The organism is Psychrobacter lutiphocae DSM 21542 (assembly GCF_000382145.1).
In the GTDB taxonomy this organism is placed as follows: domain Bacteria; phylum Pseudomonadota; class Gammaproteobacteria; order Pseudomonadales; family Moraxellaceae; genus Psychrobacter; species Psychrobacter lutiphocae.
This window is the reverse complement of sequence record NZ_KB907624.1, coordinates 69,912-84,672: the sequence shown is the minus strand read 5'-3', so window position 1 is coordinate 84,672 and position 14,761 is coordinate 69,912. Positions and strand designations below refer to the sequence as shown.

The 14,761-nt window shown below is 39.4% G+C and carries 14 protein-coding genes; 4 read left to right on the top strand and 10 right to left on the bottom strand.

Translation table 11 applies throughout. The features are described from left to right. Nucleotides 1–14: 14 nt before the first annotated feature. From H140_RS0101995 to H140_RS0101980, 4 genes are all read left to right on the top strand, one after another. Entirely contained in the window at nucleotides 15–1,013 is a 999-nt protein-coding gene (locus H140_RS0101995; RefSeq protein WP_019671982.1) for a Stealth CR1 domain-containing protein, read from the top strand. A 66-nt stretch (nucleotides 1,014–1,079) separates the two neighbouring features. Then, nucleotides 1,080–1,850 (top strand): glycosyltransferase family 25 protein, encoded by a 771-nt coding sequence (locus tag H140_RS0101990; RefSeq protein ID WP_019671981.1) that lies wholly within the window; start codon nucleotides 1,080–1,082, stop codon nucleotides 1,848–1,850. 142 nt (nucleotides 1,851–1,992) lie between these two features. Further along, complete coding sequence (locus tag H140_RS0101985; RefSeq protein ID WP_019671980.1) at nucleotides 1,993–2,772, top strand: glycosyltransferase family 25 protein; 780 nt, start codon at nucleotides 1,993–1,995, stop codon at nucleotides 2,770–2,772. Between the two features lie 87 nt (nucleotides 2,773–2,859). Further along, nucleotides 2,860–3,516, top strand: coding sequence for a YrbL family protein (locus H140_RS0101980; RefSeq protein ID WP_019671979.1), 657 nt, complete (start codon nucleotides 2,860–2,862; stop codon nucleotides 3,514–3,516). Nucleotides 3,517–3,625: 109 nt separating this feature from the next. Here the strand turns inward: H140_RS0101980 and H140_RS13695 are convergent, their stop codons facing one another. The 10 genes from H140_RS13695 to glnE form a co-directional block, all read right to left on the bottom strand. Continuing rightward, the gene (locus H140_RS13695; RefSeq protein WP_019671978.1) at nucleotides 3,626–4,501 is read right to left on the bottom strand and encodes a glycosyltransferase family 2 protein; all 876 of its coding nucleotides are present in this window, start codon (nucleotides 4,499–4,501) and stop codon (nucleotides 3,626–3,628) included. Between the two features lie 110 nt (nucleotides 4,502–4,611). Further along, nucleotides 4,612–5,868, bottom strand: coding sequence for a glycosyltransferase family 61 protein (locus H140_RS0101970; protein WP_019671977.1), 1,257 nt, complete (start codon nucleotides 5,866–5,868; stop codon nucleotides 4,612–4,614). A 52-nt stretch (nucleotides 5,869–5,920) separates the two neighbouring features. Next, nucleotides 5,921–7,021 carry a DegT/DnrJ/EryC1/StrS family aminotransferase gene (locus H140_RS0101965; protein ID WP_019671976.1) on the bottom strand — a complete coding sequence of 367 codons (1,101 nt, stop codon included), beginning with the start codon at nucleotides 7,019–7,021 and terminating at the stop codon, nucleotides 5,921–5,923. Nucleotides 7,022–7,070: 49 nt separating this feature from the next. After that, a complete protein-coding gene (locus H140_RS0101960; RefSeq protein WP_019671975.1) occupies nucleotides 7,071–7,475 on the bottom strand; it encodes a MaoC family dehydratase in 405 nt (134 codons plus the stop codon). Between the two features lie 70 nt (nucleotides 7,476–7,545). After that, nucleotides 7,546–8,082, bottom strand: coding sequence for a GNAT family N-acetyltransferase (locus tag H140_RS0101955; RefSeq protein WP_019671974.1), 537 nt, complete (start codon nucleotides 8,080–8,082; stop codon nucleotides 7,546–7,548). After that, nucleotides 8,072–8,485, bottom strand: coding sequence for a sugar 3,4-ketoisomerase (locus tag H140_RS0101950; RefSeq protein WP_019671973.1), 414 nt, complete (start codon nucleotides 8,483–8,485; stop codon nucleotides 8,072–8,074). Before H140_RS0101950 ends, H140_RS0101955 begins: the two co-directional genes overlap by 11 nt. After that, a complete protein-coding gene (gene rfbA, locus H140_RS0101945; protein ID WP_019671972.1) occupies nucleotides 8,482–9,360 on the bottom strand; it encodes a glucose-1-phosphate thymidylyltransferase RfbA in 879 nt (292 codons plus the stop codon). Before rfbA ends, H140_RS0101950 begins: the two co-directional genes overlap by 4 nt. Nucleotides 9,361–9,371: 11 nt before the next feature. After that, nucleotides 9,372–10,430, bottom strand: coding sequence for a dTDP-glucose 4,6-dehydratase (rfbB, locus tag H140_RS0101940; protein WP_019671971.1), 1,059 nt, complete (start codon nucleotides 10,428–10,430; stop codon nucleotides 9,372–9,374). A 287-nt stretch (nucleotides 10,431–10,717) separates the two neighbouring features. Further along, entirely contained in the window at nucleotides 10,718–11,650 is a 933-nt protein-coding gene (locus tag H140_RS0101935) for a branched-chain amino acid transaminase (protein ID WP_019671970.1), read from the bottom strand. 213 nt (nucleotides 11,651–11,863) lie between these two features. Further along, entirely contained in the window at nucleotides 11,864–14,725 is a 2,862-nt protein-coding gene (gene glnE / locus H140_RS0101930) for a bifunctional [glutamate--ammonia ligase]-adenylyl-L-tyrosine phosphorylase/[glutamate--ammonia-ligase] adenylyltransferase (protein ID WP_019671969.1), read from the bottom strand. Nucleotides 14,726–14,761 lie beyond the last annotated feature (36 nt).

Sequence of the window (14,761 nt, the reverse complement as noted above, 5' to 3'; positions counted from 1 at the left end):
TAAACGGAGAAATCATGAGTAATAATGACCAAAAAATTGACCTAGTACTCACCTGGGTGGATGGTGATGATCCGGTACTGAACAAAAAAAGAGCGCCTTACTTAAAGCAAGACGACATTCCCTCAAATGCCATTAGCCCTACTCGCTTTAATAGCTTTAATGAAATCTATTACAACGTGGCTTCTATTTTAAAATATGTGCCTTTTTGTGGTCATATTTATATTGTGACTGATGGACAAAAACCAGCCTTTATAGACGATTTTGTCACCGAAGGCATTTGTGACAAAGACAAAATTCAAATCATTGATCACACTCAAATATTCAAAGGCTATAAGCAGTATTTGCCCACCTTTAATAGTCTATCCATTGAGACCATGCTGTGGAATATTCCCGACTTATCTGATTACTATATCAGCTTAGACGATGATTTCTTTTTTAATCAACCAGCAACTATTGGTGATTTTTTAGACAATAATGGTAATATTATCATTCGAGGTCACTGGCGTAAAAAGACAGTATTAAAGACCAAGCTCACTTATAGATCGTTTTTAAGCAAAGTATTCAATAAAACCTTACAGCCAAAATATACCACAGCTCAAATGTTGGGCGCTGAGCAAGTTTATAAAGGCGATAAGTTCTTTGAAATTCATCACTATCCACACATTGTCGATAAAAAAGCCTTGCAAGATTATCTACTGGGACATCCCAAACTACTGTCCGATCAAATCAAGCATAAATTTAGAGACATTTCCCAATTTGATCCAGTATCGCTGATGAATCACTTAAAAATCAACAGCAATCAAGCCACCTTGATGCCAAATCTTCAGTTAAACTATCTAAAAAATGACAGCAGTGTGCCCAAGTTTTTAGACGACTTAACCGACACCTCGATTAAATACGGCTGTATCCAAAGCATGGATCAATTAGATCCTAAGCTATTTACTCAGGTTAGTAGTGCCATGAATAATAAACTGGCCTCGCATCTGCCGTCAGCCCTGCTTGCAAAGGCTTAACCCTATCCCTATATACCTTATACAGCATTATTATTTTATAAAAACCGACTTGGTTACGTACTTACTATGAAAACAGTCACCTATTTGATCAATCTTGACAGCAGTAAAGAGCGCTTAAACACAGCCACCGAACAGCTTAATGCCGTTAACTGGCCGTTTGAGCGTATCTCAGCCTATGACGGCCGTGGCAAACAGTTGTCTGACTTTGTAGATTATGCTGACAGCAAAGCCAGAAAAAATCTGGGTCGAAGTCTGCTAAACTCTGAAATTGGGTGCTATTTAAGCCATTACCAGTGTGCCGAGCAATTTTTGAGTACAGATGCCGACTACCTGATTGTGCTAGAGGATGACTTAAAGATTAATCCTGAGTTCAAACAGATCATGGATGCTACCCTCGCCTATTTGGATAGCCATCCTGAGCTTGACTGGTATTTAGTCAACTTGGCATCAAAAAAGAAAAAGCTGGCGCATGACATCACAACATTAGAAGGTCATAGTCTATGGCACGCCTTTTACTTCCCCATTCGTGGGCTTGGCTTGATTTGGTCACGCCAAGGTGCCAAAGAATTCGTGGCCAAAGGCAAACCGATTAGCATGCCGGTCGATATCTTTTTTCAAAACTGGTTAAGTGCAAATGGCAAAGGTCTAGGTATTTGGCCAGCACCTGTGCGCCCATTAGGCGTTGACAGTGATATTCTAGGCTCAGTAACTGAACAAAATATTGAGCGCAAAGACAGAGAAAAACGAGATGCCAGCTATAATGTCAAAAAACAACTGCGTATGTTAAAAAATAAGACTGCTGCGCTAAAGCATCTGGCCAGCGCAAAATCTAAATAGCTAAACGACTAAGTAACTCAATAAATAACTCAATTAACAGCTAAATAAGTAACGAATTAAGTCAATAAATGCAAACACGCAGACATGACAATAAATACAACAATAGATGATAACCCTAGCCGATAGGCTAATAGGATTTTTTATGAAAAATTATGTGATTAGCTTAAAATCAGCAAGCGAGCGCCGTGAGCATATCGAAAAAGAGTTTGGCAAACATCAGGTTGAGTTTGAGTTTTTTGATGCCTTAACACCTGATACTGCTAAGCAATATATCTTAGATAATAAATTGCCTTTTGAACTTGAGCCTGAGCATTTAACACCCGTTGAGTTAGCTTGTATGATGAGCCATATTGCAGTATGGAAAAAAGCACTGGCAGAAGGCGTCTCATACTTTACAGTATTTGAAGATGATGTGTATTTAGGTCAAGATGCCAGCTTTTATTTAAACAGCTCTGATTGGATTAACCCTAACTGGCATATCCTAAAAATTGAGACTGTAAACAATAAAGTAATATTAGACAACACAAAACAAATACCACTTGCCAAACAGCGAAAACTTGTTCCTTTAAAAGGCAAACATTTGGGCGCCGGTGCTTATACCCTATCACAACAAGGGGCAGAGCAGCTACTAGCTTATGCCATGCAGCATACTATGTTACCTATTGATGAGACGGTCTTTAGAGACTTTATTGAGGCTGATCAAGAGCCTGTCTATCAAATGGTTCCAGCACTATGTATCCAAGATATTGTTTTAAATGCAACTGCCGATAGCTTGCAGTTACCCAGTACGCTAGAGGCAGATCGTCGCAAAAGAATGCGCTCAGAAAAAAAAGGAGGCTTAGCTAAAATACGCCGTGAGGCAAATAGACTAGTAGAACAAACCAAGGATGCACTATTTGCGAAGCAGATACCTTTTCGGTAGGCTTTTCTTTGTTTTGATTTCCTTACTTATTTCACTTAACTTATTTATTTAACTTAAATAGACAAAGAACAATAAAACGAGATTTACATGATTGTAGTAGAAAACCTTGACTTACTTGGTAAAGGAACACAAAAGCTGGTCTATGCCTATCCAGAAGATGATGGTAAGGTAATCAAAATCATGCGACCAGAAAATGCGACTGCTGATGGTGGACGTGCTACCCAACATCACTTACGCTCACACCGTCATCAAGGCATTTATCGTCAATTTCGTCGAGAGCTACTGCAATATCTACAATTGTGCAAAAATCATTATAGTCAAAACCAATATATCTTTCCTATTGAAACCGTACATGGCTTTATTGGTACAAACCAGGGCTTAGGCTTGGTCACCGAAAAAATTATCAGCCCCACAGGTCAGTCTTTAACTTTAGAGCATTTATTGATTAAGGGCTTGTACGGTGATGAACAGCAACAAGCATTGGCACGCTTTTTTGATGATTGTTGCGACTTTCATGTGGTGTTTGGTGAAATTAATATTGGTGGTATTATGTACACTGAACAGCGCCAAGGCAGACCAGAGTTTGTATTAGTCGATGGTATTGGTGAAAAATTACTTATTCCCTTTAGATCGATGAGCAAGTCCATTAACACCAAAAATATTAGAAAAGTTGAGCAAAGGATTTATCAAGATATCATTGAATATCAAACCAAACTAAAAATTAAAAAAAATAGTTTGTTTTAAAAATAAGATGACAGTCAGAATCCAAATCAATTCTAACTAATAACCTTTATCTAGCTAATAATATTTAAGAGTTAACAATAGATAATCGATAGATACGGGAATAAACAACCTATTTATTTTTAATTTTTTTAATCGTTTGCGTTAATAATAAATTACTAGCTTTTAACGGCTTTTGTTTAAATAGCGCTTTATATCTTTCTATTTTTTCTCTACCACTACTATTTTCTATGCGTCTGCGTGCATTAGACCACAGTACTCGCTCCATCGCCTTAGGATAATACTTAGAATCTTGAAAACAATTTAGCACATCAATACGCCCTTGCATCATTTTCTCAAGATTTGCTGAGAAGTTACCCTCATGGCGTCGATAGCAACCTAAGACCTCATCCATATAATAAATTTGGCTGATCTCGCTAATTTTCAGCCACATATACCAATCTTCAAGCGCTATCGACGGATCATAACCCCCGACCTCTTTTACAATATCTAACCTTAGCATTTGAGTAGCTGCAGGAAAATCATATTTATTCATAATAATCTGTTTGAAGCTATAAATTCCAGGCTCTCTTAAAGTAACTTCAAACATTTCATCACTATCATCAATTAGCTTTGCACCAGCAAATACCGCACTAATTTCTGGATGTGCTTCTAAAAACTCAACTTGGGTAGCCGTCTTATGTGGCAAAACCATATCATCAGAAGCTAAGGCAGCAAAATACTTACCCTGACACCGCTCTATTGCCTCATTTAAAGTTGCGCTCAACCCTTTGTTCGGACGGCTTCTGAACTCAAAACGAGTAAATCTTTGCTCACAAGCCTCAATCATCTGCTCTATTTTAGCAACCGAATCATCTTTTGAACCATCATCGATGATAATTAGCTCAATGTTTTGGTAAGTTTGATCAATAACGCTTTGAATGCTATCTTGCACAAAGTCTTGATGGTTATAACAAGGAATGACGACTGAAACTAAAGGGTTGGTCATATTACTACCTAAGTTTAATACCGTTAACGTTTATATATTTATTATTATGCAAATACCACAGCTGTCTTAAGCTTAAAAAAAGTCAAAATTACGTCTCTTATCCAGCTTAACTATTTCATCTGTTTATATAGTTCTATGACTTCATTTAAATCTAACTGATAAGCAGAATGTATATCTTCATTTTCGGTTTTGTACTGCAAAAAGCGCATATCAACGCCTAACAAATTAGCTAAAGAACAATAGGTATCAAAGTATTGTAATTGACTGGGCAACCAACTGATCGCTTTCATACCTTTACTGGCAAATATTAAATTTGACCAAGACGCCCCTGTTGGGCCAACGATAAAGTCTGCATTTTGAAACAGCTGAATCTGCTCACTTAGGCTAAGCTGATCTGGATAGACACCAATAAAACCTTCTTTTTTAAAAAAACTAAATACTTCTTGTTGATTATAACGTCTATTATTGTAGCGACTAACTGAGTCTTCATTACGTAAAACAAAGATCTTATTATACTTTATATCTAGCTGATTAAGACTATTACCTATATTGCCTGTAACTGGTGTCGTGGTTAGCTTATCTGCTGCACACTTGAGTAACTGTCGATAAGCATCTATATTGCTACAATTAAAAATTGTTGTTGTTTGATAGCCATCTACTCCTTTTCGCTGATGATAAAGAGTTTGATTAAAGGTATTTATAAACAACAAGTTTTCAGCAAAAAGTATATCATTTGCATCAACATAAACTATCTTTGCTGATGGAAGGTGTTTACTACACTGGGTTAATAACCATTGATAATTATCAATTTTTTGCACACACTTATGAACTACAATCGTATCTATACCCTTTTCCTGTAACATTTCGTTAGTTATCAATAATAACTTAGGCACTAACTCTATCATCCAATGATAAAAATTAAATGACCCATTACCACCTAAGAAAAAAACTGAATCAAATCTCCTAACTTGCGATTTTTTAATATTTTTAATATATGCAAACTGTGTATCATGCCGCACTACTAACCCTGCTTTATAGTTTGCATCTTCACAAGATATATAGGGGAACTCTTCTATAAAAACATACTTTAAATCTTCAGTGACAAAATTAGCACCCTCAATATTGCAATAAACATCTTTTAATTGATACAGCTTTATAGCAACTTCTGGGTATGTCAGCTGCTGATTACAAGCATTATTATATTTTGGACTGGTTGATACATTCTCAAGTCCACACTCTTCCAAAATAGTAAAGGTCTGCAAATCCGCCAATGACTTTTTTTGCAACCTTTTATATTTTAGCTTAAATTTAACTGCTTTTAGCTGATTGGATATAAGTTGCCTACCAAGCTCAAACCTATCTTTCACTATGTGTCCCTTTTATTGAAACCCATTCACCTGCTTATTCAAAAATAAACTATTACGGTTGATACGCATTACACAGCTCAATCACCTTCTTAACATCGCTCATATCAAGTACAGGACTCATTGGCAAACTTAATACCTGCTGATGAATAGACTCAGTAACGGGATAGCTTAAATCATTCCATTCGGCATAGGCCTGTTGTTTGTGCGGCGCAATTGGATAATGAATCAAAGTTTGCACCCCGTTATCTGCCAAATACTGCTGCAACTTATCACGTTTCTCACAGCGAACCACAAACAAATGCCAAACATGCGACTCACCATAAGCTTCTGGCAAAGTTAGCGCAGGATTATTAATGCCTTCCAGATAAGCCTTGGCTATTTGGCGTCTTTGTGCTATTTCATCGTCCAGATGATCCAATTTCACACTGAGCATGGCAGCTTGTATTTCATCTAAGCGGCTATTGGTACCCTGAAAAATATTTTTATATTTCTCATGGGATCCATAGTTGCGCAACGCACGCAAAGTCTCAGCCAACTCATTGTCATTGGTAGTCACTGCACCCGCATCACCCAATGCCCCTAGGTTTTTGCCTGGATAAAAGCTAAAGCCTGCGGCGTCACCTAGGCTACCTGCTCTAACGCCGTCAATACTGGCACCATGTGCTTGGGCGGCATCTTCTAATACCAATAAATCGTGCTGCTTAGCAATCTCCATAATCTGAGTCATATCCGCCAGCTGTCCATACAGATGTACGGGCAAAATGGCTTTTGTTTTATCAGTTATGGCTGCTTGCGTATTTGTTGGACACAAATTATAAGTGACAGGATCTGGCTCAACCAAAACAGGGGTTAAATGATTGCTACTAATGGCCAAGATGCTGGCAATATAAGTGTTGGCAGGGACAATCACTTCATCACCTTGTTGTAGTTTGCCTAACAGCATCCAAGCTTTTAAAGTCAGCGTCAGTGCTTCTAAGCCATTGGCAACGCCTATGCAGTGCTTAACGCCACAATATTGAGCAAAGTTTTGTTCAAAGGTTTCAAGCTCGCTGCCAGTGATATACCAACCTGAATCAATGACACGGGTGGCCGCTTCAATAAGCGCGTCTCTATACTGCTTGTTTACTGCTTTTAAATCTAAAAAAGGAATCATTTTATATACCTAATACCTAATACCTAACTAAGGGATGCTTAAAGAATGCCTATGGAATGTAAATTTCAGCACTGCCAACAATGCACTTTTTATCTTTATTTAGTGCTACCGTTTCAAATATTAACCGTTGCTTTTCTTCAATAATCTCAACCAACTTTACAACGAAAGTAATATCCTCATTGAGGTATATCGGTCGTAAATACTTATGCTCAGCCTTCAAATAAATACACCCAGGTCCTGGCAGTTTGTTTGCAAACAAGGTAGAAAAGAGGCTTGAAGCCAATGCGCCATGCACAATTCTTGCACCAAACATCGTTTGCTTAGCATAATCATCATCTAAATGAATGGGATTGGCATCTCCTGACACTTCCGCAAACTTAATCACATCGTCACTACTAAAGCTGCGCTTAACTTCTGCTGTCATACCGACTTGAAACTGCGAAATAGATAACATAATTTATCCTAAACCTTGGGGGTTTTATCTTTAATTTTTACTAATCTGGTCTGCTCTGTATTCTTTTTATTTAATTTAAAAATTTAGCGTATTTTTCTTTATTGATCTCATATCTTTGTTTAGGGAAAACATAATAGATGTTTTGTTCATCTTCAGATACTTGCTGAGCACCCATACGTAAATGAAAATCATGCACACTTTGGTTGCCTTTCATCACATCAAAATGGCTTTGATCAAAGCCCAACTTATCAAAACCCATTTCATAAACTAATAATGCACTTTCCACTGCTGCATATTTGGTTTTATTATTATTTAAAATCCAACTGCCCCAACAAAATGATTTAGGTTCCTCTTTAAAGTCATACAAACGAACTGTTCCAACAGGGCGATTATCATCGACTCGGCAAATAATAAAGTAATACTCTTTCTTATTTTGTTCACGAGATTTATAATTTTTAATCCACTGCCTTTGTACTTCTATATCCACATCCGTTTTAGAAATAAAGGTATTGAGCTTATCATCACCTCTAAGCTGACAAACAAACTCAGCATCATCTTCTGTTAATAGCCTTAAATATATCGTCTTTGCAGTCAAATCAAATTGCATGCTGATCACCTTTTAGCGTTAAAAACTCATCATAATCACGAATATAATCTGCTTCATCATAGTGCTCACTGGCCAATACCAACAATACACAATCGTCACTAAAGTCATGCATTTCACGCCAGACCATATCACCAATTAACAAGCCCTTACTCGGTGAGTCTAGCCAAACCTCTTCTTTGGTATGACCGTCATCTAACACCATACGGCATTTGCCAGACACACAGACGGCAAGCTGCTGCAACTGATGATGCGCATGAAAGCCACGTGAGACGCCAACCTTAGTATCAAAAATATAATACACTCGCTTGACTTCAAACGGAATGGTATCTAGTGCCTCAATAGCGATCAAAGAGCCTCTATCATCGCCCAAAACAGGCAGGTCTATTAACTTAATCAAGCTCATAACTTACCTTCCGCAAGTGCTAATAGATATTGACCATAGCTATTTTTATTTAGCTTTTGTCCTTGCTCAAGTACCTGCTCTTTGGTTAACCAACCATTGTTATAAGCAATTTCCTCTAAGCAAGCAACCTTATAACCTTGTCGCTTTTCAATAGTTTCTACAAACATACCTGCTTCCAGTAAGCTTTCATGAGTACCCGTGTCTAACCAAGCAAAACCTCGACCGAGTAGCTCAACATTTAAATCACCACGCTGCAAATACATCTGATTAATACTGGTAATCTCAAGCTCCCCCCGCTCTGAAGGTTGTACCTGCTTTGCCATCTCAACCACATCGTTATCATAGAAATAAAGACCAGTCACCGCAAAGTTTGATTTGGGGTGAGTCGGCTTTTCTTCTAATGAGATAGCTCGTTGATTGTCATCAAACTCAACCACACCAAAGCGCTCAGGGTCTTTGACCTGATAGCCAAACACAGTGGCACCACTACGACGTGCTGCCGCACCTTTTAACATGGGCGTAAAGCCTTGACCGTAAAAAATATTGTCACCCAGCACCAAGCATACGTTGCTATCACCAATAAAATCTTCACCGATAACAAAGGCTTGTGCCAATCCATCTGGGCTTGGCTGAACCGCATAAGAGATATGCACGCCAAGCTGATTACCATCACCTAATAGACGCTTAAAGCCATCGATATCTTCTGGAGTACTAATGACGAGAATATCTTGGATACCCGACAACATTAATACGGACAGAGGATAATAAATCATCGGCTTATCATAAATGGGCAAAAGCTGCTTAGAAACACCCTTAGTAATTGGATATAAACGAGTGCCTGACCCACCCGCAAGAATAATGCCTTTAGTATTCATTTTTATACTCATTATGGTTGCACTCCCAATCTCTCACGTTGATAACTGCCATCTTGGACACGGCGACACCAGGTTAAATTATCTAGATACCATTGTACTGTTTTACGGATACCAGTTGCAAAAGTCTCTTCTGGCGTCCAGCCAAGCTCTTGCTGTATCTTCGAGGCATCAATCGCATAGCGTAAATCGTGACCCGGGCGGTCTTTAACGAAGGTAATCAACGACTCATAAGGCTGACCGTTGGCTTGAGGTTGCAGCGCATCGAGTATTTGACAGATGGTTTTTACCACCTCAATATTTTGCTTCTCGTTGTGACCGCCAATATTGTACGTTTCACCACATTTACCCTCAGTAATTACTTTATAAAGCGCTCTTGCATGATCTTCCACATACAGCCAATCACGAATTTGAGTACCTTCACCATATACTGGCAGCGGCTTACCTTCCAAGGCATTTAAGATAACCAAAGGAATCAGCTTTTCTGGAAAATGATAGGGCCCGTAATTATTCGAGCAATTGGTAATTAACACTGGCAAGCCATAAGTGCGATGCCAAGCTCGGACTAAATGATCTGAGCTGGCTTTGGACGCTGAATATGGCGAGCTTGGTGCGTAAGGTGTGGTTTCAGTGAATAAATCTGTTGTGTGCTCTAAGTCACCATAGACTTCATCGGTAGACACATGGTGGAATTTAAAGCCTGCTTTTTTGTCAGCTTCAAGTCCTTTCCAGTATTGACGTGCTACCTCTAATAAGGTGTAAGTGCCGACTATATTGGTATGAATAAACTCAGCAGGGCCATCAATAGAACGATCCACATGCGACTCAGCAGCCAAATGCATGATAACGTCTGGTTGAAAGCTGGCAAAGGCTTGTTCAACGGCTTGTCTGTCACAAATATCGATTTGTTGGAAGCTGTATCTGGGATTGTCCGCTATCGATAGCAAGGACTCTAAATTGCCTGCATAGGTCAATTTATCAATGTTAAGCACCTCATCTTGAGTGTTATTGATAATATGGCGCACCACAGCAGAGCCTATAAAGCCTGCACCGCCGGTCACTAATATTTTCATAATCTATAATCTTTTTTGTGTTTGCTGTTTAGTGTTTAGTGTTTAAAGTTAAATAGTTGCTTAAAGTTAAATAGTTAAAGTTAAGTCATTAAAAATAGATGTTTAAAGTGTATATGAAAGTAACCTATTATTTTATACATAAAAAATATTTTTTTATAGATAAAAACTGTTATTAATATTGTGGACTCGACAGAAATCTATACAAATAAAAAAGCAAAGGCCATACCTTTGCTTTTTTCGTTTTATCCTGACTTATACATACATTTTATATATATTATTTTGCTTGTCTATTCGTCAATAAAGCTTAACCAATGTTTGTACTGCTCGTTACGACCATGTACCACGTCAAAGTATAGGGTCTGCAATTTTTCAGTAAGCTCACCACGACCGCCATTACCAATGGTACGATCATCGTATTCACGAATTGGGGTGACTTCAGCAGCAGTACCAGTCATAAAGACTTCATCAGCTAAGTAGAATTCATCACGCGTAATACGGCGCTCAATGACTTTGATGCCTAAGTCTTCTGCAAACTGGATAATGGTGCGACGGGTAATACCGTCAAGCGCACCACCTGCTAAATCTGGAGTGTGTAGCTCACCATTTTTGACCATAAATAGGTTTTCACCAGAGCCTTGGCAGACATAACCTTGAGTATCCATCAAAATGGCTTCATCATAGCCGTTACGAGTGACTTCTTGGTTAGCCATAATAGAAACAGGGTAGTTACTAGCCGCTTTAGCTTTACACATAGTGATATTCGTCATATGGTGTGAAAATGAAGATGTTTTGACACGGATACCTTTTTGCATCCCATCTTCACCTAAGTAAGCCCCCCACTGCCAAGCAGCAACCATCGCATTGATACTGTTATCACGTGATGACAGACCCAGCTTTTCTGCACCAACCCAAATAAGCGGACGGATATACGCTGAAGCTAAGTTGTTTTGCTTAACCACATCTTTTTGTGCCTGATCTAAAGTGGCTTTGTCATAAGGCACATTCAATTGGAAAATCTTAGCTGAACCCAGTAAGCGATCCGTGTGATCATCAAGACGGAAGATGGCAGTACGACCATCATCAGTCTCATACGCACGTACCCCTTCGAATACAGCCATACCATAATGCAAACTGTGGGTTAATACGTGAACTTTAGCATCTGGCTGGTCGATCATCGTGCCATTGAGCCAAAGCTTACCTTCAGTTGTTGCCATATTCATAATATTTATTCCATGTGTGAAGTTATCGTTTTTTTGATCATTATCCGATCATTTAATGTTGTTAACCAAGATGTTACCTAGTGAGACACAGCACATAAGACGTTGATTTTAAGGACTGCTGCACTCATAGATAGCAAGTTTGTAGAACATTCAGTATAGCATTGCCTATTTAATTGACTATCAAATTTTTGTTTGCTAAAAGCCAGGTAAAAATTATACAACAATCTCATTCCATTTAGATATGACAAATTCGCGTGTCTGTTGCCAAGGCTCCGCATCAACCACAATCTCTTCATTGGCTAAGGCAATTTTGTGTATGGCTGCCCGCAAATCCAAATAGGCTTGGGTCAATCCTTCGCATGTTGCTTTATCCCATACCCCAGCAGTTGCTAAGCTTTCAAAGATACGCACATTATCACTCCACTGCGTAAGCTCTGGATATTGGTGCGCATGTGCCAATACGCCAAACTGTGCCATAAATTCGATATCAACGATGCCGCCAGCATCCTGCTTTAAATGAAACTTTCCTTGTTGCTGCGTTTGTTGATCACTGCCCAAATGGTCTTTCATTTTGTCACGCATTTCAATGACTTTTTGTTTTAACTCGTTAATGTCACAATGACGGGTGAGCACCTGACTGCGTATCTGATTAAAGGTGTGCTGTACTCGTTTGTCACCACAGATAGCACGGGCGCGCACCAAGGCTTGATGCTCCCATACCCATGCTTTCTCTAATTGATAGCGCTCAAACGAACGGCTCGATACAACCATCATCCCAGCATTGCCTGACGGTCTTAGGCGCATATCAATCTCATAGGCACGTCCATCACGAGTTTGAGTATTAAGATAAGTCATCAGCTTTTGTGCCAAGCGTGCGGTAAACTTCATTCCACTGACTGGCCGTGCGCCTGTGGTCATAGCCTGTTCATTAATTTGATGAATAAAGACTAAGTCCAAATCCGAAGTATAAGACATCTCAATACCGCCAAGTTTACCATAACCAATAATCGCAAAACCGTTATGCGACTCGGTCACCGATTCTCCTTGTTGGTTAATTGGGTAGCCATGACGATTGACCAATTCACTAAATGCACGCTCTAAAGTAAACTCTAATACCACTTCTGCAATATAAGTCAATGAGTCAGAAACTTTCATAATTGGGCGCTCAGCGATGACATCACTAGCTGCCACTGCCAATACTTGATTGTTTTTAAATAAGCGCAGCACATTAAGCAGAGTCTCTTCATCATTTGGCTCGACCCTTAATAAGCGCTGTCTTAAAATATCTGCAAGCTCCTCTTTATCTGGTAAGTGGCGGTAACGCTGTTGTAAAAAAGAATCCAATAGCACTGGATAGCGGGTCAACTCTCCTGCGATCCAAGGACTGGCAGACAGCATAGGGATTAAGTTTACGGTAGCATTGGGATTTTCTGCTAGCATTACCAGATAGATTGACCTGCGGCAAATAGCTTCTAATAAATTAAGCAATCTAGGTAACGCCACATTGGCCATGCCTTGCTTGCTTTCATGCTCTAATAATGCATGCACCAACACAGGATACGCCGTATCTAAGCGATTTTTTGCTTCTGGCGATAAGTTTTGTACTAGCTTACTATCCCAAAACTGAGCAAGCTTTTGATTATTTTCTTCCGTCAATATATTGGTCAAACTTTGACGCTCATTTTCAGTATCAACGCTAGTATTGGTCGCAATTTGACGCTCAGTGACCATCCTATCAAACGGCAGGTGTACATTTTGACGGTGTTCATTCAGGCGCTTCAAAAAATCGTCCCAGCTTTCAAAACCTAAAGTAGTTGCCAAGTTTTTCTGACAAACTGGGTCACTGGGTAGTCTTTGACTTTGCTGATCATGAATGGCTTGAATACCATGCTCAACACGGCGCAAAAAGCGATAAGCGGCTTCCAGATTTTGATAGGTCTGATCATCTAAGAAGTCAAAATCATGCAGCACTTTCATCGCCTGCAAACAGGGCTTTACTTCAAGCTGACTGTGCCGACCACCATAAATAAGCTGAAAAGCCTGCACCACAAATTCAATATCTCGGATGCCACCTGCACCCAACTTAACATTATCTAAATCCTCCCTTTGTGCCACTTGATTTTGAATCAAGGATTTCATCTCACGCAAGGCAGCAAAGGCGCTATAATCAACATAATAGCGAAAGACAAACGGCTTGGTAATATGATCTAGCTGCTCTTTAAAAGTGGCATCAATATCATTGACAATACGTGCCTTTAACCAAGCAAAACGCTCCCAGGCACGACCTTGATCTGCAAAATACTTCTCAAGCGCTGCAATATGGATGGCTAAATCACTACCCTCACCCCAAGGACGCAGACGCATATCGACTCGAAACACAAAGCCTTCAGCGGTATTACTATCTAACAGCTTAATGATACCTTGACCCAGCTTAATCATAAATCGCTTGTTATCGATACACTTGGTGCCATTGGTTTTATCACCATCCGTCTCACCACGAGCACGATGTACGAATATCAGATCTATATCACTGGACAAATTCAGCTCTTGTGCGCCAAGCTTCCCCATTGCATAAATTGCCATGTCATCCAGCTGACGCTGACCTTTTGCATCGATAAAAGTTGGCTGTCCATAGCGAGCCACCATTTGCTTCCAAACATAGTCTTTGGCAAAAATAATACAGTTATCAGCAAAGTTCGACAGCTCATTTGTTAACCGTTCAAGACTAATGATACCCAGTGCATCTTGCCAAATCCAGCGCAGCATTAACAGTTCACGTAACCGGCGCAGCCCTGTCATCACGCCTGCTTCATCAGCACGCTTCAACTCTCCTTCTAAGCCATCATCTAAAGTATAATCATCAATTAAGTCACAAATTTGTTGGTGGGTTAATCCCTCACCTAAAGGATAACTGGTCAAAAAGCTCTGACATATATTTTGTTTATTTTCCCAGATTTGATAAGCAAACGGGCTAGCGATTCTTAATTTTTCAATGTGTGCTGTCGTTAGCTGGCTGGAAGATATTGAAGGGGCTTGTGGCGTTAACGAATGGTCGGTATGGTTGGCAGATGGCATGGTAAGGCTTGGCTCCTTGAGTATTATCACTTCATG

Bases quoted from the DNA above. Each gene is read 5' to 3' on its own strand.
- H140_RS0101985 (WP_019671980.1), top strand. From the start codon at position 1,993: ATGAAAAATTATGTGATTAGCTTAAAATCAGCAAGCGAGCGCCGTGAG.
- H140_RS0101990 (WP_019671981.1), top strand. From the start codon at position 1,080: ATGAAAACAGTCACCTATTTGATCAATCTTGACAGCAGTAAAGAGCGC.
- rfbB (WP_019671971.1), bottom strand. From the start codon at position 10,430: ATGAAAATATTAGTGACCGGCGGTGCAGGCTTTATAGGCTCTGCTGTG.
- H140_RS0101995 (WP_019671982.1), top strand. From the start codon at position 15: ATGAGTAATAATGACCAAAAAATTGACCTAGTACTCACCTGGGTGGAT.
- H140_RS0101955 (WP_019671974.1), bottom strand. From the start codon at position 8,082: ATGCAATTTGATTTGACTGCAAAGACGATATATTTAAGGCTATTAACA.
- glnE (WP_019671969.1), bottom strand. From the start codon at position 14,725: ATGCCATCTGCCAACCATACCGACCATTCGTTAACGCCACAAGCCCCT.
- H140_RS0101950 (WP_019671973.1), bottom strand. From the start codon at position 8,485: ATGAGCTTGATTAAGTTAATAGACCTGCCTGTTTTGGGCGATGATAGA.
- H140_RS0101935 (WP_019671970.1), bottom strand. From the start codon at position 11,650: ATGAATATGGCAACAACTGAAGGTAAGCTTTGGCTCAATGGCACGATG.
- H140_RS0101980 (WP_019671979.1), top strand. From the start codon at position 2,860: ATGATTGTAGTAGAAAACCTTGACTTACTTGGTAAAGGAACACAAAAG.
- H140_RS0101960 (WP_019671975.1), bottom strand. From the start codon at position 7,475: ATGTTATCTATTTCGCAGTTTCAAGTCGGTATGACAGCAGAAGTTAAG.
- H140_RS0101965 (WP_019671976.1), bottom strand. From the start codon at position 7,021: ATGATTCCTTTTTTAGATTTAAAAGCAGTAAACAAGCAGTATAGAGAC.
- H140_RS13695 (WP_019671978.1), bottom strand. From the start codon at position 4,501: ATGACCAACCCTTTAGTTTCAGTCGTCATTCCTTGTTATAACCATCAA.
- rfbA (WP_019671972.1), bottom strand. From the start codon at position 9,360: ATGAATACTAAAGGCATTATTCTTGCGGGTGGGTCAGGCACTCGTTTA.